Origin of the sequence: Sorangium sp. So ce362, from assembly GCF_051519845.1 — a bacterium.
Taxonomy (GTDB): Bacteria; Myxococcota_A; Polyangia; order Polyangiales; family Polyangiaceae; genus Sorangium.
The window spans coordinates 6,096,382-6,121,376 of record NZ_CP150332.1; the positions used below are offsets into that span (position 1 = coordinate 6,096,382).

Consider the following 24,995-nt stretch of genomic DNA (forward strand, 5'->3'; position numbering starts at 1 on the left):
GGGCGCTGCCCAAGGCGGGCGACGTCTGATCATGACATCCACGAAATGCGGTGAGCGCTGCCCAGCGCGGCCATCCGGCTCACGCCGCAGCCGCGAACAGCGGCGCCGGAGCGCTGCGTGCCCGTGTCTCCCCCGCTAGACTCGCGTCATGATCGACGCCATCGCCACGCCCCCGAGCCCCCAGAACGAGCCCGTCCTCGCGTACGCCCCTGGCAGCCCGGAGCGCGCGGCCCTCAAGGCGGAGCTCGATCGCCGGGCACGGGAGACGATCGACATCCCGATGGTCATCGACGGCGAGGCGGTCCGGACCGGAGCCCTCGACGAGGTCCGCGCACCGCACCGGCGCGACCTCCTCCTCGCCCAGGCCCATCAGGGCGGCGCCGAGCACGTCGCGCGCGCGATCGAGGCCGCCCGGCGAGCGCAGCGCGCCTGGTCGCGGACGCCGTGGACAGAGCGCGCCGCGGTGTTCCTCAAGGCGGCCGAGCTGCTCGCGACCCGGTACCGCCCCGTGCTCAACGCGGCGACGATGCTCGGCCAGAGCAAGACGGCATTCCAGGCGGAGATCGACTCCGCCTGCGAGCTCATCGATTTCTTCCGCTACAACGTCCACTTCGCCCACCGGATCGCGGCGGAGCAGCCGGCGAGCGCGCCCGGCATCTGGAACCTCGCCGAGCCTCGCCCGCTCGAGGGCTTCGTCTTCGCGGCCACGCCGTTCAACTTCACCGCGATCGCGGGCAACCTGTGCGCGGCCCCGGCGCTGATGGGCAACACGGTGGTCTGGAAGCCGTCGGCGAACGCGCTCTGCTCCGCGCACGTCGTGATGGAGCTCCTGATCGAGGCGGGCCTGCCTCGCGGCGTCATCAACCTCGTCATGGGCCCGCCCGAGCTCGTCTCGAACGCCTGCCTCGATCACCCGGACTTCGCCGGCATCCACTTCACGGGATCGACCGCTGTCTTCCGGTCGATCTGGCGCCGCATCGGGGAGAACATCGGGCGCTACCGGAGCTACCCGCGCATCGTGGGCGAGACCGGCGGCAAGGACTTCGTCTTCGCGCACGCGAGCGCCGACGTCGACGCGCTCGCCGTGGCGCTCGTCCGGGGGGCCTACGAGTACCAGGGGCAGAAGTGCTCCGCCGCGTCGCGCGCGTACGTCCCCCGCTCGCTCTGGCCGGCGCTCAAGGGCCGACTCGAGGGCCACATCCAGGCGATCCGCATGGGGGACGTCGCCGACTTCCGCAACTTCATGGGCGCGGTGATCGACGGGCGCGCGCATGCCCGGCTCACGGAGCGGATCGCCGCGGCGAAGAAGGACACGGCGTGCTCGCTCGTGTGCGGCGGCGGCGGGCGCGCGCACGACGGGAGCGACGGCTGGTTCGTGGAGCCGACGCTGATCGAGACAACGGATCCGCGCCACGCCCTGATGACGGAGGAGCTGTTCGGTCCGGTGCTGACGGTCTGGGTCTACCCCGACGGCGAGGAGGACAAGGCGCTCGCGCTCTGCGACGAGACGTCACCGTACGGCCTCACGGGCGCCGTGTTCGCGCGGGACCGGGCGTTCATCGAGGCGGCGAGCGACGCGCTCCGCTTCGCGGCGGGCAATTTCTACATCAACGACAAGCCGACGGGCGCCGTCGTCGGGCAGCAGCCGTTCGGCGGCGGGCGCGCCTCCGGCACGAACGACAAGGCGGGCAGCCTGTTCAACCTGCTCCGGTGGGTCTCGCCGCGGGTCGTGAAGGAGACGTTCGCCCCGCCGCACGCAGTCGCCTACCCGTTCATGGCAGCCGAGTAGGACGCGCGCGGCGCGCCAGGAGGCACGCGGCGCGTCGCCGCGCGGCGACGAGGTGTGGCGGGCCTCGTCGGTCAATCCTCCGGCGAGTAGTCGCAGGCGCCGGCCGCGAGGTCGGCGCAGGACCAGCTCTCCTCCTCGTAGCATTCGGCCTGACGCTCGATGGCGATGGCATAGGACGCGCGGTCGGATTCGCCGAGACAGATGGCGATGCAGGCGTCCTTGCCAGGGCTGTCGGGCTGGCACTCGGCGTTCTTGGCGCAGACGACCTCGCAGGGGTCGCTGCCCGAGCAGCCAGCCGTGAAAGCGAAGAGCAGCAGGGCAAAGACGAGCGCGGGACGGGGCATGGCGGAAGCTCCAGCGGCCATCGGAGCACGCGACGCAGCCGGCGGCGAGAGGCGAGCAGGAGGGCGTCTGCGCGCCGTCGCCTGCCCGGGAGACAAGGAGGGAAGCGCGCCCCGGCAGCGGTGACGCCGGAGGTGAGCTGACCGGCGACCGCCGTGCTCGATCCGCCGCGCCGAGCGCCCGGGCGAAGACCAGGTCGCTCCACGAGAGTTCAGGCCCGACGGATCACCCTCCCAGGCACCGCTCACTGAGCCCCACAGCTCGCACCGGCCTCTGGAGGATTCATCTGTGGAGCAGCCCCCCAAACTCCACGATTTGTCCAGATCTTCGACCGTCAAAACCGTGCGCTCTCATGGCGCACGCGACGAGCAGCGGTGTAGGTGTACTAATCCCACGTAGCCACACCAAATGCTGCAGTGGGACAGCAAACGTGTTGGAGGTGCCATGAGGTCGATGTATTTTTTGGGTTTTTTCGTGCTTGGCACGATCGCGGCGCCAGCTGCGGGCTGCGGTGGCGATGAAGACGGCAGCGGAGGAAGCGGAGGCGAGGGGGGAGCCGGGAGCACCACGACGTCGAGCGTGACCACCACCACCGGCCTCGTCACGAGCACCTCCACGGGCTCGGGCGACGTGGACGACGGCAACGACAGCATCGATGAAGCAGAGGAGATCCCCGCCGGCAACAACGGGCTAAGCGGGACGCTCGAGCCGCTCGAAGAGGACGCGGACTACTATCGGTTCACCGGAACCAAGGGCCTCCCGGTCTACCTCATCAGCGACGCGAAGCCGAGCGACGCCGAGAGGGATCCGACCTTCCCCGATACGGTCATCACGCTGCTCGACGCCGAAGGGAACCAGATCGCGCAGAACGACGACCCGGTCGACGGTCTCACCAACGACGGCGAGCTGCTCACCGTGCTGCCCGCAGACGGCGAGTATTTCGTGGTCATCCAGGACTGCAACGCCGCGTTCCCGGAGATCGCCTTCCCGAACGGTTGCTTCAACCCGGCCGAGGTCGTCAGCTTCGACTACTCGCTGCAGTTCCTCCCGATCAATCTGGCAGCCAGCGACACCGACAGCCTCGTCGGCGAGACGGAGCCCAACGATGACGCCGAGCAGGCCGTGCCGATGCCGTATCAGCTGACAGCCAACGAATCGGCCTACTACACCACGTTCGTGTTCGGCAGCTTCGCGAGCGAGACCGACGTCGACGTGTATTCGTTCACCCCGCCGGCGACCCCCGAGGTCGACAACGCCCAGCTGGCCGAGCTCACCCTCTCCGGCCCGAGCGGGTCCGAAGGCAACGGCTCGACGGTGGACGTCAGCGAGATCGCCGTCTTCAACGCGACCGATCTGACGAGCGCCTATGCGAAGGTCGACCCGTCAAAGGGCGGCGATATCGCCGTTCCGGTGGAGGCCGGGCAAGAGTACCTCGTGTTCGTCAAGCGCCCCGCAGGAGCGGTGGGGAAGAACGACTTCTACATCCTGCTGAACAACCGGGCGAGCTCCGAGCCGCTCGAAGCCGAGGAGCTCACAAACGGTGACGTGACGACGCCGGAAGGCGGCCTGGTCTCCTTCCCCAACGGGGGAGGCGGCGTCAGCTTCGCCATCGAGGGGAAGCTCGCCGACACCGAGGAGGGCGCGGACGTCGACGTCTACGAGGTCCCCCTCGACGACGCGGAAGCGGGCTGGACGATCTCGGTCATCTGCGGCGCCCAGCGCCACGGCTCCGGCGTCCGCGAGCTCAGCGCCGAGGTGCTGAACGGAGACGGCACCCCGATCGACGCCACCACCCACTCGGGCACGGAGACCGAAGCGGAAGCGCTGTTCATCGATAAGGTCGCGATCCCAGAGGCTCCCGAGGGCAACCGGCTGCTCGTCAAGGTGTCGGCCGGTACCCCGGCCACCGATGTGACGAGCCGCGGTTACAACTGCCTCTTCGCCTACCTGCCGCCGGCCACCGACTGAGGGTCCGAAGCACCGCACGGCTCGAGCTCCCGTTTTCCGGGGGCTCACGCCGCTCGGCGCTCTGGAGCGCACACCGTCGGACGGCGCCGGAAGGCCTGGGCCGCGCGCTCCCGCCCGAACCCCTCGAGACCCCGTGGTATAGCCGGACCGACATGAAGGTCGGCCACACGCCCGCGCGCCCCGGGCTCCTCTCCCTCCTCCTGCTCGTCGCCTGCAGCGCCGGCCCCCGGACCGGCGCGGTCGCGCCGCCGGACGGGCCCCGCGGCGCCGCCCCGCCGGGGACGACCTCGCGTCCGGCGATGACGCCGCCGTCCGAGGAGGCCCCGGCGCGCGCCGAGTTCGACCCCGTGCCGCACGGGATCACCGCGGGCGGGGTGAAGCAGCTCTGCGACGATCACCTGCGCGCGGCACACGAGCACCTCGACGCGATCAGGGCGCTCCGCGGCGCGCCGCCGGAGAAGCTCACCTACCCCGCGACCCTCCGGCGGTTCGACGACGCCGTGCTCGAGGTGAACAGCGCGGGCGACTTCCCGTACCTGATGGGGGTCGCGCACCCGGACGCGGCCGTGCGCGAGGCCGCCAGGCTCTGCGAGCCGAAGGTCGACAGGTTCACGACCGCGATGTGGCTGGACGCCGATCTCGCCGCCGTCATCAAGGCGTACGCCGAGACGGACGAGGCGCGCGAGACGCTGAAAGGAGAGCGCGCCCGGCTCCTCTCCGACGTCCTCCGCGACTTCCGACGCAACGGGCTGTCGCTGCCGCCCGACCGGCAGCAGCGCCTCCGCGACGTGAACGAGCAGATCACCCGCATCGGACAGGAGTTCATGGCGAACCTGTCCACGGCGAACGGCTCGATCGAGATCGCGCCCGCCTCGCTCCAGGGGCTGCCCAAGGAGTACGTGGCGAAGCACCCGCCCACGGCGAACGGCAAGGTCGAGATCAGCACCGACTACCCCGACTTCTTCCCGTTCGTCACCTACGCGAAGGATCGCAAGGCCGCGCTCGAACTCTACGTTCTGTTCACCAACCGCGGCGGCGAGAAGAACGTGAAGCTGCTCGAGCGCCTCCTCGCGCTCCGCTCCGAGAAGGCGAAGATGCTCGGCTACAAGAGCTGGGCCGACTACGCCATCGAGCCGCGGATGGCCAAGACGAGCGGCGCCGTGCGCGCCTTCCTCGACCAGGTCAAGACCGCGCTGAAGGCGCCCGCCAAGGCCGAGTTCGCCGAGCTGATGAAGGAGCACGCGCGGCTCGGAGGCAAGCCGACCGACAGGCTCCCGCCCTCCGAGCGCTACTTCCTCGAGGATCGGGTCCGCGCGTCCAAGTACCAGTTCAACTCGCAGGCGCTCTCGGACTACCTCGAGATCGGCGCGGTGAAGCAGGGGCTCATGGACATCACGGCGCGGATGTACGGGGTCGAGTACAAGGAGGTCCCCGCCAAGGCCTGGCACCCCGACGTGACCGCGTACGAGGTGCGCTCCGAGGGCAAGGCGATCGGGAAGTTCTACCTCGACCTCTACAGCAGGCCCGACAAGTACAAGCACGCGGCGATGTTCGCCGTGCGGACGGCGAAGCTGCTCGACGACGGTTCGTGGCAGACCCCCGTCGCGGCGCTGGAGTGCAACTTCCCGAAGCCGGGGGCGCAGCCGGCGCTCATGTCCCACGAGGACGTGGTGACGTTCTTCCACGAGTTCGGGCACGTGCTGCACCACCTCCTCACGCGCTCCGAGCTGGCCTCCTACTCGGGGACCGCGACCGTGCGCGACTTCGTCGAGGCGCCGAGCCAGATGTTCGAGGAGTGGGCGTGGTCCCGCGAGGTGCTCGATCTGTTCGCGAAGCACCACGCGACCGGCGAGAAGATCCCGGACGATCTCTTCCAGGCGATGACCCGCGCGCGGGGCTTCGGGCGAGCGCTCGCGACGCAGCGGCAGCTCACCCTCGCGTCGATCGACCTGGAGCTCCACTCCCGCGAGCCGGGCTTCGACACGACCCTGGTCGTGGAGCAGGCGCAGCGCGCGAACGAGTCCTTCGCCTTCGTGAAGGGGACGCACCTGCAGTCGAGCTTCGGGCACCTCATCACGTACGACGCCGGCTATTACGGCTACCAGTGGGCCCTGTCGCTCTCGCGCGACGTGCTCACCCGCTTCAAGCAGGAGGGCCTGCTCAACCCCGTCGTCGCGCGCGCCTTCCGCGACGAGGTGCTCGCCAGGGGAGGCGGCGTCGAGGCAGGCGAGCTCGTCGCCCGCTTCCTCGGCCGACCACCGCGCCACGACGCGTACCTCGCCTACCTCCAGGGCAAGGAGTGAACGCGCCTCGGCCGCGCTGCGGACGCGGGGCCGGGGCTTCCAGGAGACAGGACGGACGCCGCGCGCCCTCCGCCGCGGAGCGGCGGCCGGTGCTCGGGAAGGACATCTGACCCGCGCAGCTACGGCTCGATCGCGACGCCGAGCTCCTCGCGCAACGCGTGATAGGCGTCCGAGACGGTGAACGAGAGGAGATCGCCGATCTTCTCCTCCGCCGTCAGCACGCCAGGCGCATCCCCGCGCGAGAGCGACGACGCCGCGACCGAGAGCTCGCCGGTCAGCAGGTAGCCGACCCGGGCAGCGCACCGCTCCACCGAGCCCGCCCAGTGGGCGAGATCCAGCGGCGCGCGGATCTCGTAGAGCTCGAACACCGCGGCCTCCAGCGCGTCACGCTCGCGCTCCGTCAGCCGCTCGTCGAGCAGAGGCATCAGCGCGAGCACCGCGCCCTCGAGCTCGGCAGGAACAGGCTCCGACGGCCGCGCCACCTTGACCGCCGCAGCAAGACAGACGCCGAGCTCCTCGAGCGAGGGGAAATGAAGGAGCAGCCGGTGCGGGCCGACGTGATACGCGACGTGGCTGCCCACCAGGAACGCGAGCTCCGCGGCCGTCCTCCCGCGGAGCGCCTCGCCGCCGACCAGGACGCTCGGCTCCTCGACCGTCACGGCCGCGACCGCGATCGGCGCGTCCTTGCGGAGATAGACCGCCGGCGCGGCGATCCCGAGGCACCGGCTCGCCCACGAGAACAGGCGCACCACGCCCGCCGCGTTCTGCTCCGCGTCGGCGCGCGCGGCCGGATCGACGTGGGGGGCCTTCTTCTCCCGCGCGCGCTGGGCGAACCGCGCGCGGATCGCCGCGTCGGCGACCGACGCGAGGATCTCCTCGAGCGCGCGATCGCGATCGGCCGCGCGCAGGAGATCCCAGCTCCCCGGGCCCAGCCCGCGCGCGGGCTGCACGAGGCCCGCGGGCCGGTGCTCCTCGAAGATGAAGCGCTCCCGCTCCTCGGCGGCGCCGAGGTAAACGGCCACGCTCGCCGCGGCCCAGGCCTGGTCGACGCGCCTCAGCTTCTGGAAGGTGTCGAACAGGTCGTGAAACACCTGGACGTTGCCCGGATCGAGCACCGCCGCGGCCTGGAGGTGCGCGGCCGCGCGCTCGATCCGGCCGGCGCTCCGCGCGAGCGACGCCGCGCTGAGCCGCCCGGGGACGTCGTCCGGCCGCTCGGCCACCGCGCCCTCGAACGCCTCCAGCGCGGAGCTCGGGTCCTCGAGGTGGTCGCGGAAGAGCATGCCGAGGCGGCGGCACAGCTCCCAGGTGACATCGCTCCGGACGCGCAGGCCGGGGATCCGCTGCGCCCGGTCGAGCATGCGCCGGTACGCGAGCTCGAGCTCGCCCCACTCCTGCCGCGCCGAGAGGAGGATCGCGATCAGCGCGAGCGGATCGAGGAACGTGGGATCGGCGTCGAGCGCGCGCTCGAGCAGATCGATGCCATCCTGCTCGCGCGTGACCTCGGTCAAGGTGGCGCGGGCCTCGCCCTGCATGGCGGCGCGCGCGAGCTCCAGGAGCGCGATCGCCCGCTGCCGCGGGTCCGGAGCGAGCTCGGCGAGGCAGCGGCGCGCGTCGAGCGACGCCGCGAAATCGCCCGCCGCCTGGTAGAGCCGGCCCAGGCCGCGCAGGACCGCGGCGTCGTCCGGGCCGAGCTCCCGCGCCCGCTCCAGGAGCTGCTGCGCCCGCTCCGGATCCCCGGCGACGATCTCCCAGTGCTCGGCGAACCTGACGAGGAGCCCGAAGCGAGCGGCGTCCCCCTCGACGCGCGTGAGCAGCCGCTCCTCCGCGGTGCGCAGCCTGGCGAAGTCCCGCTCGGCGAGGTGGAGCTCGACAAGCGCCTCGAGCGCGGGCCGGTGCTCGGGCGCGAGCGCCAGCGCCTTCTCGAAGCCCTCGATCGCCTCGCGGTGCCGCCCCTGGCGCCACCTCGCGTGGGCGATGCGCAGGTGCACCTCCGCGCGCGCATCCCGCTGCACGACCCCGACGAGCGCGAGCGCCTTCTTGTACGCCGTGAGCGCCCCGTCGAGGTCCGACGCGGCGGCGAGCGTGTCGCCGGCCGCGAGGTACTGCGCGACCGGGTCGTCCGGCGCGGGCGCAGGCGTGGTGGCGGCGCCGTCTTCGCCCGCGCTCTCGAGCAGCGCCCCCTCGGGCTCCCTCGCCCGCCGCCTGCCCGGAGCGCCGCCGCGCGGGACGAGCACCGCGAACGAACCCCGCCCGCCCACCCGCGCGAAGCAAGGGATGGCGCCGGCGAGGTCGGGGTTCTCCTGCACGCGGCGGAAGATCTCCTCCGCGGTGAGGCCCCTCTCCGGATCGGCCTCGTCGAGGTGCTCGACGAAGGCGCGGGTGAACACCGACGGCAGGTCGGCGTCGAGCGATCCGATCGGGTGGGCCGAGACGAGGAGCTCGACCCCCGTCACGGGGGACGCCGTCGCCTGCTCGGCGGCGGTGACCACGGCGCGCGAGGTCGCCCCGGGGCCGTGGTGGCACTCGAGGACGAAGAGCACCTCGCCGCGCGCGCGATCGCGGAACACCGCGGCGATGTCGCCCAGCGCGTCGCCCACGCCGGGGTTCTCGGGGTCGAGGCAGAGGAAGAGCTCCCCGTCCGGCGACAGCGCGACCGCGCAGGAGGCGTAGAAGAGGAACAGGGTGGAGGCCTCGTCGCGCGCGGCGTCCTCCGCGTCGACCAGGGTCCGCCGCGTCGCGACGAGCTCGTCGAACAGCGCGTCGAGCTGCTCCGCGAGATCCCGCGCGGGATCGACGTCGAGCACCCGGAAGCCCGCGTCGTCCAGCGAGAGGCGGGCCCGGATGAGATCACCGTCCAGCGAGCCGGGCGCCGGCCGCTGATCGCGGTGCAAGCTGGGCGTGGCGACGACCGCCAAGCGCATCAGGGCGCCCTCTCCTCGTTGCGTACGCGCATGCAGGCGAGCAATCTACCCAGGGCCGCGCCCGAAGCGAAGAAGGTTGCCACCCGGCGTGCAACTCCGACGCAGCGCGAGGTCCCCCGTACGAGACAACCCGCCGGGAGAGAGCACGCATGAGCAAAGGCAAGGGTCGTTGGTGGACGGAAGCGCCCGGCAGCGCCGGAGGAGCTCGCGCTGCGTCATTTGCGCTCGCGGTCGCCCTCGCGTCGGGCTGCGGGGGCGCGTGCGACGAGGCCGAGGACCACATGGAGGAGTGCGGGTTCCAGGGCAGCGGCCTCTCCAGCGAGGCGTCGTGCGAGGGCGCCGTCCGCTGCGCGTCGGCGTGCGCCGCCGAAGTGCCCTGCGGCGCGTTCGACGGAACGGACGCGGCCGCGTCCGATCGGTACAGGAGCTGCCTCGAGGCGTGCTGAGGCGTCGCGGAGCTCAGCAGACGGTCCGGACGAGCGCCGCGCCGTCCTGCGGGCGCTCGTCGTCGGGGCCGAGGCACCGCAGCGACAGCTCCTTCCAGGGAGCCAGCCCCTCGCCCCCGAGCGGCTCGAGGCGCACGAGGACGTCCTCGAGCACGCGGCCGTAGCCGTAGATATCGTCGCGCGGGTCGCTCGGCCGCCCGGCGAGCCGCTCCGGCGAGACGTACCCCGGGCTGCCGCCGGCCGACGGCGCGCCGCGGGGCCGGGCCAGCCCGAAGTCGCTGAGCACGGGCTCGGCGAGGCTGCGCAGGAGCACGTTGGCCGGCTTGACGTCGGCGTGGACGTAGCCGCGCTCATGGATGCGGGCGAGCGCGCGGGCGAGCGGGCGCGCCCACCGCGCGACCGGCGCGAGCGCCGCCGCGTCGCCGGCGCGGAGCGCGTCCCGGACCGAGCCGCGCGCGATCCACTCGAGCGCGATCCACCCCTCGTCGGGGTCCGCGTCGAACACCCGCACCACGCCGGGGCCCGCGAGCGCCGCGGCGAGCCGCACCTCGCGGGCGAGGTGCGACCGGTCGCCGCCGCGCCCGTGGTAGACCTTGAACCCGATGCGCCGGCCGAGCACCTCGTCCTCGGCCTCGTAGACGACGCCGGCGCCGCCGCGCGCCACCTCGCGGAGCAGGCGGAACGGGGTCTTGCCCGCCGAGGGCGCGACGACGGTCACGTCCTCCACGCGGGCCGCCGCGGGCCGCTCCGCGCCGAGCGCCGCACGCCAGCGGTGGTGGCGCTCGCGCGCGCCGGGCGCGTCGATCTCCCGGGCGAGCACCCGCTCGATCGCGCCGACCGCCCGCGGGAGCTGCCCCAGCGACGCGTAGAGGTCGGCCGCGAGGACGAGCCCCTCGGTCGAGGACACCGGCTGCGCGCGCGACCCGCCGCCGCGCTCGCGCGACGCGGCGCCCTCGAGCACGGAGAGCGCGCCCAGCTCGTCGCCCCGGGCCGCGAGCAGGTCGGCGCACGCCACCCGGATCGGATCCGGCAGCACCCGCTCTGCCATCGCCGCGACGAGGTGCGCCACGGCCTCGGCCTCGCGCAGCGTCCCGCGCGCGCGCCGCAGGATCGCGATCACCTCGTCCGTCGAGGGCGCGTCCCGCGTGCCGGAGCTCCGCAGGCGCGCGATGTCGTCGCCGCCGTCCTCGCGCGCCGCGCGCCCCCGCGCGTCCGCCGCCGGCCGCGCCGGGCGCGCGCCGCGCCCGGCGTCCGGCGCGGCCGGCGCAGCACCGCCGGGCGGCGGCGCGCCGCCCTCCGCCGCGCCGCCGCCGCCGAGCCGCTCCTTGAGCCGCCGCCACAGGCTCATGCCGGCCCGCCCTCCGCGCCGCCGTCGCGCCGCATCGACGCGGCCTGGCCCGCGGCGGGCAGCCGGAAGACCGGCGTCCCGCCGCGCGACGCGGCGATCGCGTCGCCCGCGCAGAGCTCGACGGACGGCGCGAGCTGGTAGTCGCCGAGGAACGGCGGCGGCGCCCCCGGCGGCGTCTTCAGCGCGACGAACGCCGAAGCGCCCGCCCGCTCGAGGCGGAGCCGCCACGGCCCGACCGGCAGATCGCCGAGCGGCGCCGTGAAGCGCTCGCCCGCGATCGCCACCACGCAGCCCTGCCCGATCCCGGGCGCGATCGCGCACGGCACCTCCCCGCCGAGCAGGATCTGCACGCCACGGCCGACGGGCAGCGGCGCCGTGAGCCGCGCGCCGGCCAGCGTCGTCCCGTTGCGCGTCCCCAGATCTTCGACCTCGATGCCGGACGGGCCGCGCCGGATCCGCACGTGCGTCCTGCTGACGGCGCGGGACGAGACGACGAGGGTCGCCTCGCCGCGGCCGATCGTGACCTCGTCGCCGAGGGCGCACCGCACGAGGGCGCCGCCGAGCTCGATCGAGAGGAGCGGACCCGAGAGGAGCCGCGCCCGGATCGCGCGCAGCGCGTCGGCCACCTGCTCGCCGCCGCGGCCGCCGCCGCCCCACGCCTCGGCCACCGCGATCGCCTCGCGGCGCTCCGCCATCCGGTCGAGATCCGCGATCCTCGTCAGCGCCGCCGCGAGCTCGCGCTGGTCCCTCTCGGCCGTCATCGAGACGCGGAGCCGCTCCTCGAGCCGGTCGATCGCGCCCGCCGCGGCCAGCACGCGCGCCTCCGACTCGTTGTCGCCGACCAGGGCGTACGCGTCCGCCGCGCGCTCGAGCTCCCCCGCCGCCTCGAGCTCGCGCGCGACCGCCAGCACCTCGCTCCGCATCGCGCTCGCCTCCCGCGCGCGCACCAGGTCGAACGCGAGCATCGCCTTGCGCCCGAGCGCCGCGCGCTTCAGCTCGGGGCTCTCCGCCGTGCGGGACGCCGACGCGCAGAAGGCGATCCGCTTCTCGACGCTCCGCTCGGCGTCGGCGCGGAGGAGCAGGACGCGGGCGGCGTCGTCCGGCATCCCGGCCTCGAGATACAGCTCGACCGCCCCCGCGAGATCGCCGGCCAGCTCCCTGGCCTCTGCCGCCCGGCGCCGGCTGTCCCCCCGCTTGAGCCCGAACCACTCAAAGAGACTCACGCAGCGCCATCCTCACCACCAGCCGCCATCCTACCCTTGATGCGCGCGGGCCCCAACCGCCAGCGTTGACTCCCTCCCTCGCCACCCGCAGGATTTGCGGCCTCGATGTCGACAACCAACCGCCTCGGCGAACTGCTCGTCCGCGAAAAGCTCATCAGCCTCCAGCAGCTCAGGCAGGCCCAGGAGGAACAGCGCAAGACAGGTCAGAACCTCGGCTACGCCCTCGCCAAGCTCGGGTACATCTCCGACGGCGAGATCACGAGCTTCCTCTCGACGCAGTACCGCGTCCCGGCCGTCGCCCTCGACGAGTACGAGATCGACGCGGAGGTCTCGCGCCTCGTCTCGCGGGACGTCTGCGAGAAGCACAAGATCATCCCGATCTCCCGGTCGGGCACGGCGCTCGTCGTGGCGATGGCCGATCCGACGAACCTCCACGCCATCGACGACATCAAGTTCCTGACGGGCTTCAACGTCGAGCCCGTCGTCGCGTCCGAGACGGGCATCACCGAGGCGATCGAGCGCTCCTACAACGTCGGGCCCTCCTACGACGAGGTGCTGAGCGAGTTCGGGGAGGAGGAGGTCGGCTTCCAGGTCGAGGCCGACGACCTGAACGTCCTCGAGCTGGAGAAGGCCGCCGAGGGCGCGCCCGTGGTCCGGCTCGTCAACGCGATCCTCCTGAACGCCATCAAGAAGGGGGCGAGCGACATCCACGTCGAGCCGTACGAGAAGAAGCTCCGCGTCCGCTACCGCATCGACGGCGTGCTGATGGAGGAGATGCAGCCGCCGATCAAGTTGAAGAACGCGATCGCGAGCCGCCTCAAGATCATGAGCTCGCTCGACATCGCCGAGCGGAGGCTCCCGCAGGACGGCCGCATCAAGCTGAAGATGGGCCGGGGCCGGGAGATGGACTTCCGCGTCTCCGTGCTCCCGACGATCTGGGGCGAGAAGATCGTCCTCCGCCTCCTCGACAAGTCGAACCTGCAGCTCGACATGGCGAAGCTCGGCTTCGACCCGAAGCCGCTCGGGGACTTCAAGTGGGCGATCGGCCAGCCGTGGGGCATGGTCCTCGTCACCGGCCCGACCGGCTCCGGCAAGACGACGACGCTCTACTCGGCGCTCTCGGACCTGAACCAGATCGGCTCGAACATCAGCACCGCCGAGGATCCGGTCGAGTACAACCTGCACGGCATCAACCAGGTGCAGATGCACGACGAGATCGGGCTCAACTTCGCGATGTCGCTGCGCTCCTTCCTGCGGCAGGACCCGGACATCATCATGGTCGGCGAGATCCGCGACTTCGAGACCGCCGAGATCGCCGTCAAGGCGGCGCTCACCGGCCACCTCGTGCTCTCGACGCTGCACACGAACGACGCGCCCTCGACGATCTCGCGCCTCCTCAACATGGGCGTCGAGCCGTTCCTCATCACCGCCAGCGTGAACCTCGTGCTCGCCCAGCGCCTCGCGCGCAAGATCTGCGCCGACTGCCGCGTCCCGCTGCGCCTGGACTCGGCGGTGCTCCTCGACTTCGGCTTCACCGAGCAGCAGGTGGCGCGCGCGGATCTCGTCCGCGGCGGCGGCTGCAAGACGTGCAACGGCTCGGGCTACAAGGGCCGCGTCGCGCTCTACGAGGTCATGCGCTTCACCGACTCGCTGAAGGAGATGGTCCTCCAGGGCGCGTCCACGGCCGAGCTCAAGGCCGCGGCCATCAAGGGCGGGATGCTGACGCTCCGGATGAGCGGGATCGAGAAGGTGCTGGCAGGCGTCACCACGACCGAGGAGGTCGGCCGCGTGACGATGGGGGACTAGCGCATGACGACCGAGCTTGTCGGACAGCAGGAGGGCCTCAGGTACACGCTCCAGCAGCTCCTCCGCGCGATGGTGGAGAAGGGCGCGAGCGACATGCACATCACGAGCGGCACGCCGCCGCTCCTGCGCATCGACGGCACGGTGGTGCCGCTCAAGCTCCCGCCGCTGATGCCGAGCGACACGAAGCAGCTCTGCTACTCGGTGCTGAACGAGGAGCAGGTGACGACGTTCGAGCAGCGCAGCGAGCTCGATCTGTCGTTCGGCATGAAGGGGCTCGCCCGCTTCCGCGCGAACATCTACATGCAGCGCGGCGCCGTGGCGGCCGCCTTCCGGCAGATCCCCTTCCGGATCATGAACTTCGACGAGCTGGGCCTGCCGCCGGTCGTGCTCGACATCACCGCCAAGCCCCGCGGCCTCGTGCTCGTGACCGGCCCGACCGGCTCGGGCAAGACGACCACGCTCGCGAGCATCATCGACAAGATCAACTCCGAGCAGCGCCTCCACATCCTCACGATCGAGGATCCGATCGAGTACCTGCACCCGCACAAGCTCTCGCTCGTGAACCAGCGCGAGATCGGCTCCGACACCGCGTCGTTCAAGGACGCCCTGCGTTACGCCCTGCGCCAGGATCCGGACGTCGTGCTCGTCGGCGAGATGCGCGACCTGGAGACGGTCGAGTCGGCGCTGACGATCGCCGAGACGGGCCACCTCGTGTTCGCCACGCTCCACACGAACTCGGCGATCTCGACGATCAACCGCATCATCGACGTCTTCCCGCCGCACCAGCAGTCGCAGGTGCGCCAGCAGCTGTCCTTCACGCTCGTCGCCGTGATGACGCAGCTGCTCCTGCCGCGCGCGAACGGCCCGGGGCGCGTCATGTCGATGGAGGTCATGATCCCGAACGCGGCGATCCGGAACCTCATCCGGGAGGACAAGCTCCACCAGATCTACTCGCAGATGCAGGTGGGCCAGTCCGGCAGCGGGATGCAGACGATGGCGCAGTCGCTCGTCTCCCTCTACCAGCGCCGGATGATCACGCTGGAGGAGATGTTCGCCGCCGCCACCGACGCAGACGAGATCCGGGCGATGCTCGAGCCCCGCCAGGCCATGAGCTCGCGGAACAACCTCCCGAAGCCGACCTGAAGCCGACAGGATCAGGGGCCCCTGCCCTTCGGTTCACCCTGCACGCTCGACGCGCCCCCCGGCTCACCGCGCGGCCCGCGCCACGGGGTCAGCCGCGCCCGCGCGCCACGCCGGCCCCCCGAAGATCGCGGCAAATTCGGCCCTGTGGAGAGAGACCTCCACACTTTTTTGACATCTACCCAACCGTTCAGTAGGTTCCGCCCGATGCAGGGGCTCACCGAGCGGCAACAGCAGGTGCTTCACTATATCCGGCAGTCGATCACCGAGCGCGGGTACCCGCCGACGCTGCGTGAGATCGGCGCGCATATGGGGATCCGCTCGACGAACGGGGTGAACGATCACCTCCGGGCGCTCGAGCGCAAGGGCTACCTCACCCGCGAGGACATGAAGTCGCGCGCCCTCCGGCCGCGCGACCTCGACGGCGGCGGCACGAGCGGCGGCGCCGAGCTCCGCGGCGCGCTGGTGGCCGGCGGCAACGACGCCCCTGCGAACGACCAGGACGACGACCTCGTCGAGATCGCGGTCGTCGGCCGGATCGCCGCGGGCCTGCCGCTCCTCGCCGAGGAGCACGTCCTCGATACGGTCCGGATCGAGCGGACGCTCGTGCGCGGCGGGCGCGAGGTGTTCGGCCTGCGCGTCACGGGCGACTCGATGATCGAGGCGGGCATCTTCAGCGGCGACTACATCTTCGTCCGCCGGCAGCTCACCGCGCAGCGCGGCGACATCGTGGTGGCGCTGATCGGCGACGAGGCCACCGTGAAATATTTCTTCCCCGAGAAGGACTACGTGCGCTTCCAGCCGGCCAACGCGGCGATGGCGCCCATCCTGGTCCGGGCGAGCGATTTCAAGCCCGCGATGCTCCTCGGCGTGGTCGTGGGCGTCTACCGGAAGCTCTAACCTCCTCCCCTCTTCCCGAGCCGGTTGACGCGCGCCGAGCGCCCTTGGTAGCGTCGCGACGACCGGGCGGACGGTCCAACGGGCCCGCTCCAGAAAGAACGCGATCGTGACGACGCACGGGCGGCGATTCGGGATTTGGATTTCAGGCGCGGGCATGGTGCTCGCGGCCGCTCTCACGAGCGGCTGCGGCGGCGCCATCTACGCATTCACCGCGAACTCGGCCTCGAGCAAGCTCGAGACGGCGGAGGCGCTCGGGGCGGCGAAGTACGCGCCGTACGAGTACTACACCGCGCGAGAGCACCTCTGGAAGGCGCGCGAGGAGGCCGCGGCCGCCGATTACGGCGACGCGATCGACTTCGCCGACGTCGCGGAGGAGTACGCGGACAAGGCGATCACCCTGGCGAAGCAGGCACACGAGGGCGCGGGTCGATGAGCATTCGGATGAAGCGTCGACCTTCCCACCGCGCTCGTCGCGCCGGCGCCGGCGCCATCGCCGTCGTGATGATCGCGGGGTCCGCGCTCTCGTGCGCGCAGGTGCCGGTCATGCGCGGCGACATCGAGGCGCTGAGCACCATCGCGAAGCAGGCGGAGCGCAACGGCGCGCTCCGCTGCGCGCCGCGCGAGCTGGCGATGGCGAAGTCGCACCTGTCGTTCGCCACGGTCGAGCTCGATCAGGGCTTCTTCGCTCGCGCCAAGGAGCACCTCGACATCGCGAAGGCGAACACGCACGCCGCCTACGATCTCTCGCCGCCGCAGAAGTGCGCCGAGCGCGGGTTCGTCGAGGAGGCGCCGCCCCCCACGCCCGGCGACTGCGACGGCGACGGGCTGCTCGATCCGCAGGACAAGAAGTGCCCCTGCGATGCCGAGACGTGGAACGGCTTCCAGGACGACGACGGCTGCCCGGACGATCCGGACACCGACGGCGACGGCATCACGGACAGCAAGGACAGCTGCGTGCTCCTGCCCGAGGACAAGGACGGCTACCTCGACGAGGACGGCTGCCCCGAGCTCGACAACGATCTCGATACGGTCCCCGACCTGAACGACAAGGACAGCACCGGCAAGAGCTGCATGAACGACCCGGAGGACCCGGACGGCTACGAGGACGCCGACGGTTGCCCGGAGCCGGACAACGACCAGGACACGGTGGTCGATCTCGAGGACCAGTGCCCGAACGAGCCGGGCGTGGTCGGCGGAGACAAGCCGGGCTGCCCGAAGAAGCCGAGCCTGGTCATCGTCACCGAGAAGGAGATCAAGATCACGCAGCAGATCCACTTCGAGTTCGACAGGGACAAGATCCGGCCCGAGAGCTTCCCGATCCTCGACGCCGTGGTGGAGGTCCTCCAGCAGAACCCGAAGATCAGGATCGAGATCCAGGGGCATACCGACAACAAGGGCGCCGCGGCGTACAACAAGAAGCTGTCGGATCGGCGCGCGGCCTCGGTGAAGAAGTACCTGGTGGCCAAGGGGGTCGACGAGGCCCGGCTGACGTCGAAGGGCTACGGGATGGAGCAGCCGATCGTGCCGAACACGTCCGATCAGAACCGCGCCCTGAACCGGCGCGTGCAGTTCGTCCGCACGGAGGGTGGCGCGCAGTAGGCAAGCAGCTGCTGGAGCGCCGCCCGGCGTGTGGGGGGTACGCGCGATCTCGACCGCGCCGTTCTGGAGCCGGATCCGGCTCGGATTCTCAAAAGCAAGAGCCCGTCCCCAGCATTTCCTGGAGGTTCGAACCCGTGTTTTCTTGTCGCTCACGCCGCGGTCGCCTCGCGTTCGCACTGACTTCGCTGCTCGTCCTCGGCGCGCCGGCGGCGGCCAGCGCCGCCGGCGAGAGGGACGCGGAGGCGATGAAGCTGCACAACCAGGCGATGGACGATGACTATCTCTCTGTCGAGTTCGACAAGGCGGAGAAGAAGCTCAAAGTCGCCCTGAAGAAGTGCGCGAAGGGCGCGTGCACGAAGCCGGTGATCGGCAAGCTGCACATCGCGCTCGGCACGGTGTACGGCGGCGGCGACAAGCTGGATCAGGCCAAGGCGGAGTTCGTGCTGGCGCTCCGGGCCGACCCGAAGGCGGCGCTCATCGACGCGCTGACGACGACCGAGCTGGCCCAGGCGTTCAAGGACGCCCAGAAGGAGGCGCAGGGCGCCAGGAAGCCGGCGGATGAGTCGCAGGGCGAGGGCGGCAGGCCCGCGAAGGCTGCCGCGGGCGACGTCCCGCACACGCCGGTGGCGGAGCAGGCGGTCAACACGCCGGTGCCCGTCTATGTCGAGATCCCGGAGGAGATCGACGCGTCCAAGGCGACGGTGCGGTACAAGCCGTTCGGCTCGCCCAAGTGGAAGTCGCTCGAGATGACGAGCATGGGGAGCGGCTTCGGGGCGGAGATCCCCTGCGAGGATGCCACGACGACCGGCGAACTCCGGTATTTCGTGATCCTGCGGGACGAGGCGGGCGACCCGGTGGGCACCGCCGGCTCGATGCAGGCGCCGCACCGGGTGCCGATCAAGAACGAGATCGAGCAGGAGCCGTCTCTCCCCGGCCAGGAGCCGCCGAAGCGGTGCGCCGCGAAAGAGGATTGCCCGCCTGGCCTGCCCGGTTGCCCCGAGGCCGGCGGCGAGCGCGGGGACAAGGACTGGGGCTCGGCCTGCGAGGAGACCGTGGAGTGCCAGTCCGGGCTCGTCTGCCTGAACGGGACCTGCGAGCAGGGGACCGAAGGCGGGGGCGGTAGGGCCGCCAGCGGCAAGGGCAACCGCAACGTGATCGGCCTCTGGGGTGGGCTCGACCTGCTCCTCGTGCGCGGCACGGATTACGTCTGCTCGGGCAGCGACGCCGCCTACGCCTGCTTCTATCCGGGCAGCGGCGGCAAGCAGTTCTACGGCGAGCCGGCGGATCTCCCCGGAACGAACGGGGTCAAGGGTGGCCTGAGCCTGGGTGGGTGGCGCGTGATGCTGTCGTACGACCGGCAGCTCTTCTCGAGTCTGCCGCTGCTCGTGGGCGCGCGGGTCGGGTTCGCTTTCGGCGGCTCGCCTACCTCGGAGGCGGAGAAGACGCAGTGGCCGGACAAGGAAAACCCGCATCCCCAGGCGCGCAGCTTCCTGCCGCTCCACGGGGAGCTCCGCGTCACGTACTTTCTCCTCGGAGATCGGATTGTCGAGAAGGGTGGATTCCGCCCGTATGGGTTCCTGTCACCCATTGGCCTGGCCCAGGTGAACGCCTCTGTGCCCGTGGATGTGTGCGATCGTCGGACGGAGGACCTAACGCCGCTGGCGGGGAGCGGCAGCAGCAGGTGTCCGTCGAACACCCGTTTCGTGGAGGACCTCGACGCCTACCAGATCACCGGTTTGAACTTCTCGGCGGCCGGCGCCGGTGTGGTTTATGGCATCACCCCGCACTTCGGTGTGTCCGCCGAGGTGAAGGTCATGCTGATGTGGCCGACGCTCGGCCTCGTCATAGCGCCGACCATCGGCCCGGTGTTCGCCCTCTAGCGCCCCGCGCCTTCAGCGACCTTCTCGCCACGCAGGCGAGCTCCGCCACGCCAAGCCCCCCGGTTCCCCCGTTCCCTCCACAGCGCGGGGGGCGGCCGCACAGGAGACGGGCCCAGATCGGCGTTTTCGGCGCGCAGGCGTACTCTCGTACGCCGAGCACCGAAAACGCCGAGATGGGCCCGTATCCGAAGCGGCCGCCCCCCGCGCTAGAGGTCGAAGCGTTCGGTGCCGAGCAGCTGGTAGAGCGCGTAGAGCGCCCCGGCGTCGTGATGCTCGAAGCGAACGCCCCCGCGGGCCGGTCTCCCCGCCGGCCCGCGGCGGATCCAGGCGATCCGGCCGCGGAGGCTCAGCGGATCCCAGAGGTTCGGCGTGGTGACCTCGAGCGTCACCGAGGCCTCGGGATCCAGGAGCTCCGACGCGAGCTGAGCCTCGGACAGCTCGATGCCGGCGCCGCCCAGCCCCAGATCGCGGATGCGAACGCCGTGCTCCTCGAACGACTGCCTATCGCGCAGCGTCGCCCCAAGATCGACGCGTCGCCGCGCATGAGCGCGAAAGTGGTCCCGGACAGCCATCCCGGCGCATTCTCCAGTCGGCGCGAACATATCACGAGAGGCGCGCGCGCAGGCTCGGTTCACATGTCCCGCAGCGCGCGGGCACGGGCGCGAGCACGCGCGCACGAACAGCATGCTCGCCCGGTAGCCCATGGCCGCGTTCGGTAAAGCGACCGTCACGTGTTAGCCTTTGGGCTTCGCGGCGAACCTTGGGTAACATGCGGACGAGATCCGCAGGAGCGAGTCGCGAAGTAGACGGGAGTTCTACCCTGATGGCCCAGGACACACGCAAAGATCCGCGAGCGAGGGTGCTGCAGATGACCGTGCGCTACAAGAGCGCCACGGTCGACGAGTTCATCGAGCACCACTCGCATGACGTGAGCCGGGGCGGCATCTTCATCAAGACGCCGTCGCCCTTCCCCGCCGGCACGCTGCTCAAGTTCGAGATCCGTCTGCTGGACGAGCAGGCCGTCATCGCCGGCGTCGGTCGCGTCGTATGGAAGCGGGAGCCTGCGCAGGCGAGCGACGCGCACCCGTCCGGCATGGGCGTGAAGTTCATCAAGATCGATGAGAAGTCCAAGGCCGTCATCACCCGCCTGGTCGACGCGCAGCAGGGCGCCGGGTCGGCGTTCGAGGCCGGCATCACGGACCGCACCGAGCTGGGCGACGAGGCGCCGGAGCCCGCGGCCGCGGCGGCGACCACGACCGCGCCCGCGCCGCAGGCCGAGCCTGCGGCCGCGAAGGCCGCGCAGGCGAAGCGGGCGTCGACGATGCTGGGGCTCGGCTCGATCGGGGCGACCTCGAAGGGCGACGCGGGCAAGAGCGACGCGGTGAAGAAGGCCGACCCCGCGGAGGCCGGCGGCTTTTTCCCGCAGACGAACCCCGAGAAGGAGATGCCGCCGCCCGACGAGCGGACGATGATGAAGCAGGCGGCCGAGCTGCTGAAGCAGGCGCTCGCCGAGGCCGGCGGCTCGCTGGACGAGATCGGCGCGTCCAAGGAGCCGCTCATCGCCACCCCGCCGAAGAAGGCCGAGCCCGCGCCGGTGCCGAAGCAAGAGCGGGCGAAGCCGCTGGCCGAGCCAGCGGCCGTTCCTGTCGCGGCGGTCGCGCAGCTGGCGAACGAGAGGGAAACGCGGGACGATCTGCCCGCGGCCGAGGCGAGAGCAGCCAAGGTCGCCGCGGCGAAGAAGCCGGCGGAGGAGGCGGACAGGACGCCGGCCGAGGAGCTGCACGGCAAGCCCGCGCGCCAGGAAGAGAAGGCGGCCGACGAGCCGGCCAGGGCAAAGCCTGTGGCAGCCAAGCCGAAGGACGACAAGGCGGTCGCCGCCAAGACCGCAGCCACGGGCAAGACCCCGCTCGCGCAGGAAGAGGAGAGCAGCGGAACCGGACGGCTGCTCACGATCCTGCTGGTCGCGGCGGCGCTCTGCGGCGCGCTCTGGCTCGTGTTCGGCCAGAGCGACCCCAAGCCGACCGCACCCGCGCCGGCCGCGCCCGCGCCGGAGCAGCCCGCGGCGAAGCCCGAGGCTCCGGAGGAGAAGCCCCGGCCGACCGAGATCGTGCCCGCGGCGACGGACACGACCGCGCCCACGGCGCCCGCTGCGCCCGCAGCGGCCCCCGAGGTGACCGCGGCGCCTACGCCCACGCCCACCGTCGAGGCCCCCGCGGCGACCGCCGAGCCGGCAGCGCCCACGGCGACCGCCGAGCCGGCAGCGCCCACGGCGACCGCCGAGCCGGCAGCGCCCACGGCGACCGCCGAGCCCGCCGCCCCCAAGCCGGCGGCCACGCCGGCGCCCAGGCCGGCGCCCAGGCCGAGGCCTGCCGCGCCGAAGAACGACGATCCCTACGGTTGAGGACGAGGCCGTGGGTCACCCGCGGGAGAGGCGGCGGCAATGAGCGGCTCGGGTAGCCACGTCGATGAACCGGGGCCGGGGCTGGGTCGCCCGAAGGCGGCCGCCCCCCTGGCCGCGCTGGGCCTGCTGGTCGCCACCGGCCTCGTCTGCGGCGCGGTCGCGCTCCGCAACCCGACGGCCGTGACCGTGCTCGAAGGGGAGCTCAGCGGGGCGCAGAGGCCTGTGCCGACCGCCGCCCCCAGCGGCAGCGACCGCGCCAGCGTACCGGCGCCCGAGCCGGCGGCCGCGAGCGAGCCCGCGGAGCCCGAGGCCCCCGCGAAGGCGGAGCCCGCCCGCGCGCAGCCCGCGGAGCTCGAGCGCGCCCAGGCCACGGGGGCCGCTGCGCTCGGCGCGCTCGCGCAGCGGTATCCGGAAGACCCCGCGGTCCTCCGGGCGCTCGCGGTCGCGCAAGGGCGCGAGAAGGCGACGGTGGCGGCCGCGCTGCTCACGGCGAAGCGGCTGTTCGAGATCGCCCCCGAGGAGACCGGGATCGACGAGCTCAAGCAGTTCATCCTGAGGGCCGCGAACGGCCCCCCGGACGTCGCCCTCACGGCGCTCGATCTGATGGCCAAGCACATGGGAAGCCGCGGCCCCGACCTGCTCTACGAGGTGGTGACCGCGCCGAAGTTCGGCGACTGGCCCAGGGACCACGCGAGCACGCGGCTGCTCGACAGCAGCGTGCGTCAGCTCGCGTCGCCGGCGCTGCTCGTCGCGGACGACCTGCGCCGGCTCACGGGGTGCCCCACCAAGGCGCTGATCGCCAGGATGCGCGAGGAGGGCGATGTCCGCTCGCTCCATTACATCAAGCAGCTGCTCACCCCGCAGCGCTGCGCGGGCCAGCGGACGCGCCGCTGCATCAAGTGCGGCGCCGTCGCCAAGGATCTGCGCGCGACGGCCGGCGTCATCGAGAGGCGCAAGAACGACAAGGCGGCCGCAACCCCGCCCGCGGCGCCCCCTGCGCCCTGACGTCTGCGCCTCGCCTCGGGCACACGGGCGTCGGCCTGCGGGCCTCGTCGCCGCCGAGGTCGCGACGACAGGCAGGGGCGTCGCCTAGGCAACGCGCGACGGGTCGCGACGGCACGTCCCCCGATGCGAACGGGAGGCACACGGCGCGAGCTGCACCACGCTCGACACGACGCATCGGCCCAGCTGCCCAGCGCCTGCCGCTGGCGGCATCGTCGCGCGGGCGACTCGATGCGTTGGACCAGCTCGCGCGGGGGGCGAATCGGGGTGGGCGCAGCAGGACTTGAACCTGCGACTTCGTCCGTGTGAAGGACGCACTCTACCGCTGAGTTATGCGCCCGATGCCAGCCGGTTGTCACCCGGCCGTTTCGGAAAGACGTGGCGCTTTTAACCCAGACATCGGCATTCGACAAGAAGAACTCGCTGCCGACAGCGAACTTCCTCGCGGTGCTCGGCAAATCGGGCGCCAGCGGGCCGTCCCTCACGGCTCCGGCGGAGAGGCTCGGCGAGGCTCGGCCGCGCGCCGTCGCGCGCCCTGACGCGCCGACCGCGAGGGGGGTGGATCCAGGCAAGCAGCCGCTTCCGCATCCCTTCTCGGTCGCGCCCTCGAGCGGGCGGAGCCGGCGCCGCGGCCTCGAAACCGCGCCCCGGGGATCGGCCCAGGGGTCCGCGATCCGTCAATCGAGCGCCGCGACGGCGCGGCGGAGCGCGGCGAGGCCCGCTTCGATGTGGTCCTCGTCGCAGGCGTAGGAGAACCGAAGATAGCCGGGTGCACCGAAGGGGGTGCCGGCGACCGCGGCCACGTGCGCTTGCTCCAGCATCCACGTCGCCACGTCCTCGTCGCTCGCGAGCGTCCTCCCCTGGAAAGAGCGCCCGCAGAGCCCCCGTACGTCGGCGAACGCATAGAAGGCCCCCTCCGGCATCCGGCAGCGCACCCCAGGGACCGCGTTGAGGCCCTCGACCATGAGCGAGCGCCGCCGGGCGAAGGCCGCGCGCATCGCGAACACCGCGTCGCGCGGGCCGTTCAGGGCGGCGACGGCGGCGGCCTGGGACACGGCGGCGGCGTTCGTTGTGCTCTGGCCCTGGACCACGTCGAGCGCCCTCGCGACCTCGGTCGGCGCGATACTCCAGCCGACGCGCCAGCCGGTCATGGCGAACGTCTTGCTGACCCCGTCGACGACGATCACGCGCGGGGCGAGGTCCTCCGCGAGCGCGGGGAGCGACACGTGCTGGAAGCCGTCGTACGTGAGGTCGGCGTAGATCTCGTCGACGATGATCCAGCAGTCGTGGCGCCGCAGCACGGAGGCCAGCGGGAGCAGGTGCTCCTCCGCATACGCCGAGCCGGTCGGGTTCGAGGGCGTGCACAGGACGAGCGCCTTCACCCGCGGAGACAGCGCGGCCTGGAGCGCGTCCGCCGTGAGGCGGAAGCCCGTCGCCTCGGTGGTCTCGACGATGACCGGCGTGGCGCCGAACAGGCGCACCTGCTCGGGATAGCTCACCCAGTAAGGCGCCGGGATGACGACCTCGTCACCCGGATCGAAGAGCGCGGCGGCGAGGTTGAACAGCGCATGCTTCGCGCCGCAGCTCACGTTGATCTGGCTCGGCAGCGGCCGCCATCCGCGGTGCTGCTCGGTCGCGGCGCAGATCGCCGACTTCAGCTCGGGTGTACCGGACACGGCCGTGTAATGGGTGGCGCCGGCGTCGAGCGCCGCCTTCGCCGCGCTGCGAATCGGCTCGGGCGTGTCGAAGTCCGGCTCGCCCACGCCGAAGGAGTAGACATCGTGTCCCTCGGCGCGGAGCCGCGCGACCCTCGCCGCCATGGCGAGCGTTGCACTGGGCGCGACGGCCGACAGACGGTCAGCGAGCTTCGTGGGCATGGGGACAACGAGGAATAAAGGGGGGACCGGAACAACGCAAGGCGCTACCC

18 protein-coding genes and 1 tRNA gene are annotated in these 24,995 nt (G+C 71.8%); 12 read left to right on the forward strand and 7 right to left on the reverse strand.

What is annotated here, in order from left to right:
• Positions 1–148: 148 nt before the first annotated feature.
• A complete protein-coding gene (pruA, locus tag WMF17_RS23255; RefSeq protein WP_437595263.1) occupies positions 149–1,789 on the forward strand; it encodes an L-glutamate gamma-semialdehyde dehydrogenase in 1,641 nt (546 codons plus the stop codon).
• Between the two features lie 71 nt (positions 1,790–1,860).
• Here the strand turns inward: pruA and WMF17_RS23260 are convergent, their stop codons facing one another.
• Positions 1,861–2,133, reverse strand: coding sequence for a hypothetical protein (locus WMF17_RS23260; protein ID WP_437573015.1), 273 nt, complete (start codon positions 2,131–2,133; stop codon positions 1,861–1,863).
• Between the two features lie 442 nt (positions 2,134–2,575).
• Here WMF17_RS23260 and WMF17_RS23265 point away from each other — a divergent pair, with 442 nt between their 5' ends.
• A complete protein-coding gene (locus WMF17_RS23265; protein WP_437643288.1) occupies positions 2,576–4,099 on the forward strand; it encodes a hypothetical protein in 1,524 nt (507 codons plus the stop codon).
• A gap of 152 nt (positions 4,100–4,251) precedes the next feature.
• The gene (locus WMF17_RS23270) at positions 4,252–6,402 is read left to right on the forward strand and encodes a M3 family metallopeptidase (protein WP_437643289.1); all 2,151 of its coding nucleotides are present in this window, start codon (positions 4,252–4,254) and stop codon (positions 6,400–6,402) included.
• A 119-nt stretch (positions 6,403–6,521) separates the two neighbouring features.
• Here WMF17_RS23270 and WMF17_RS23275 read toward each other — a convergent pair whose 3' ends face one another.
• Positions 6,522–9,323, reverse strand: a complete 2,802-nt coding sequence (locus WMF17_RS23275; RefSeq protein ID WP_437595266.1) for a tetratricopeptide repeat protein — start codon at positions 9,321–9,323, stop codon at positions 6,522–6,524.
• 149 nt (positions 9,324–9,472) lie between these two features.
• On the opposite strand from WMF17_RS23275, the gene WMF17_RS23280 reads away from it, so the two are divergent.
• Positions 9,473–9,769: a hypothetical protein gene (locus WMF17_RS23280; RefSeq protein WP_437595267.1), complete on the forward strand. Its 297-nt coding sequence runs from the start codon at positions 9,473–9,475 to the stop codon at positions 9,767–9,769.
• Between the two features lie 13 nt (positions 9,770–9,782).
• Here the strand turns inward: WMF17_RS23280 and WMF17_RS23285 are convergent, their stop codons facing one another.
• Together WMF17_RS23285 and WMF17_RS23290 are read right to left on the reverse strand one after the other, a co-directional pair.
• Positions 9,783–11,117, reverse strand: a complete 1,335-nt coding sequence (locus WMF17_RS23285; protein ID WP_437595268.1) for a serine/threonine-protein kinase — start codon at positions 11,115–11,117, stop codon at positions 9,783–9,785.
• Positions 11,114–12,340 carry an FHA domain-containing protein gene (locus WMF17_RS23290; protein WP_437595269.1) on the reverse strand — a complete coding sequence of 409 codons (1,227 nt, stop codon included), beginning with the start codon at positions 12,338–12,340 and terminating at the stop codon, positions 11,114–11,116. The genes WMF17_RS23285 and WMF17_RS23290 overlap by 4 nt, the downstream gene beginning before the upstream one ends.
• A 105-nt stretch (positions 12,341–12,445) precedes the next feature.
• Here WMF17_RS23290 and pilB point away from each other — a divergent pair, with 105 nt between their 5' ends.
• The 6 genes from pilB to WMF17_RS23320 all read left to right on the forward strand — a co-directional run bounded on the left by pilB (position 12,446) and on the right by WMF17_RS23320 (position 19,665).
• Complete coding sequence (gene pilB / locus WMF17_RS23295) at positions 12,446–14,146, forward strand: type IV-A pilus assembly ATPase PilB (protein WP_437595270.1); 1,701 nt, start codon at positions 12,446–12,448, stop codon at positions 14,144–14,146.
• Between the two features lie 3 nt (positions 14,147–14,149).
• Complete coding sequence (locus WMF17_RS23300; protein ID WP_437595271.1) at positions 14,150–15,289, forward strand: type IV pilus twitching motility protein PilT; 1,140 nt, start codon at positions 14,150–14,152, stop codon at positions 15,287–15,289.
• A 204-nt stretch (positions 15,290–15,493) separates the two neighbouring features.
• A complete protein-coding gene (lexA, locus tag WMF17_RS23305) occupies positions 15,494–16,186 on the forward strand; it encodes a transcriptional repressor LexA (protein WP_437573024.1) in 693 nt (230 codons plus the stop codon).
• Positions 16,187–16,340: 154 nt separating this feature from the next.
• Positions 16,341–16,619, forward strand: a complete 279-nt coding sequence (locus tag WMF17_RS23310) for a DUF4398 domain-containing protein (RefSeq protein ID WP_437302040.1) — start codon at positions 16,341–16,343, stop codon at positions 16,617–16,619.
• An 8-nt stretch (positions 16,620–16,627) separates the two neighbouring features.
• A complete protein-coding gene (locus WMF17_RS23315; RefSeq protein WP_437595272.1) occupies positions 16,628–17,785 on the forward strand; it encodes an OmpA family protein in 1,158 nt (385 codons plus the stop codon).
• Positions 17,786–17,919: 134 nt separating this feature from the next.
• Complete coding sequence (locus tag WMF17_RS23320) at positions 17,920–19,665, forward strand: hypothetical protein (protein WP_437643291.1); 1,746 nt, start codon at positions 17,920–17,922, stop codon at positions 19,663–19,665.
• Positions 19,666–19,871: 206 nt separating this feature from the next.
• On the opposite strand, the gene WMF17_RS23325 is transcribed toward WMF17_RS23320, so the two are convergent.
• A complete protein-coding gene (locus tag WMF17_RS23325; protein ID WP_437475591.1) occupies positions 19,872–20,237 on the reverse strand; it encodes a PilZ domain-containing protein in 366 nt (121 codons plus the stop codon).
• Between the two features lie 251 nt (positions 20,238–20,488).
• Between WMF17_RS23325 and WMF17_RS23330 the strand changes: the two genes are divergently transcribed.
• Entirely contained in the window at positions 20,489–22,066 is a 1,578-nt protein-coding gene (locus tag WMF17_RS23330; protein ID WP_437643292.1) for a TIGR02266 family protein, read from the forward strand.
• Between the two features lie 39 nt (positions 22,067–22,105).
• Positions 22,106–23,071, forward strand: coding sequence for a hypothetical protein (locus WMF17_RS23335; RefSeq protein ID WP_437595275.1), 966 nt, complete (start codon positions 22,106–22,108; stop codon positions 23,069–23,071).
• A gap of 265 nt (positions 23,072–23,336) precedes the next feature.
• Here WMF17_RS23335 and WMF17_RS23340 read toward each other — a convergent pair.
• Positions 23,337–23,408 (reverse strand) — tRNA-Val (locus WMF17_RS23340).
• Between the two features lie 337 nt (positions 23,409–23,745).
• Positions 23,746–24,945, reverse strand: a complete 1,200-nt coding sequence (locus WMF17_RS23345; protein WP_437643294.1) for a pyridoxal phosphate-dependent aminotransferase — start codon at positions 24,943–24,945, stop codon at positions 23,746–23,748.
• Positions 24,946–24,995 lie beyond the last annotated feature (50 nt).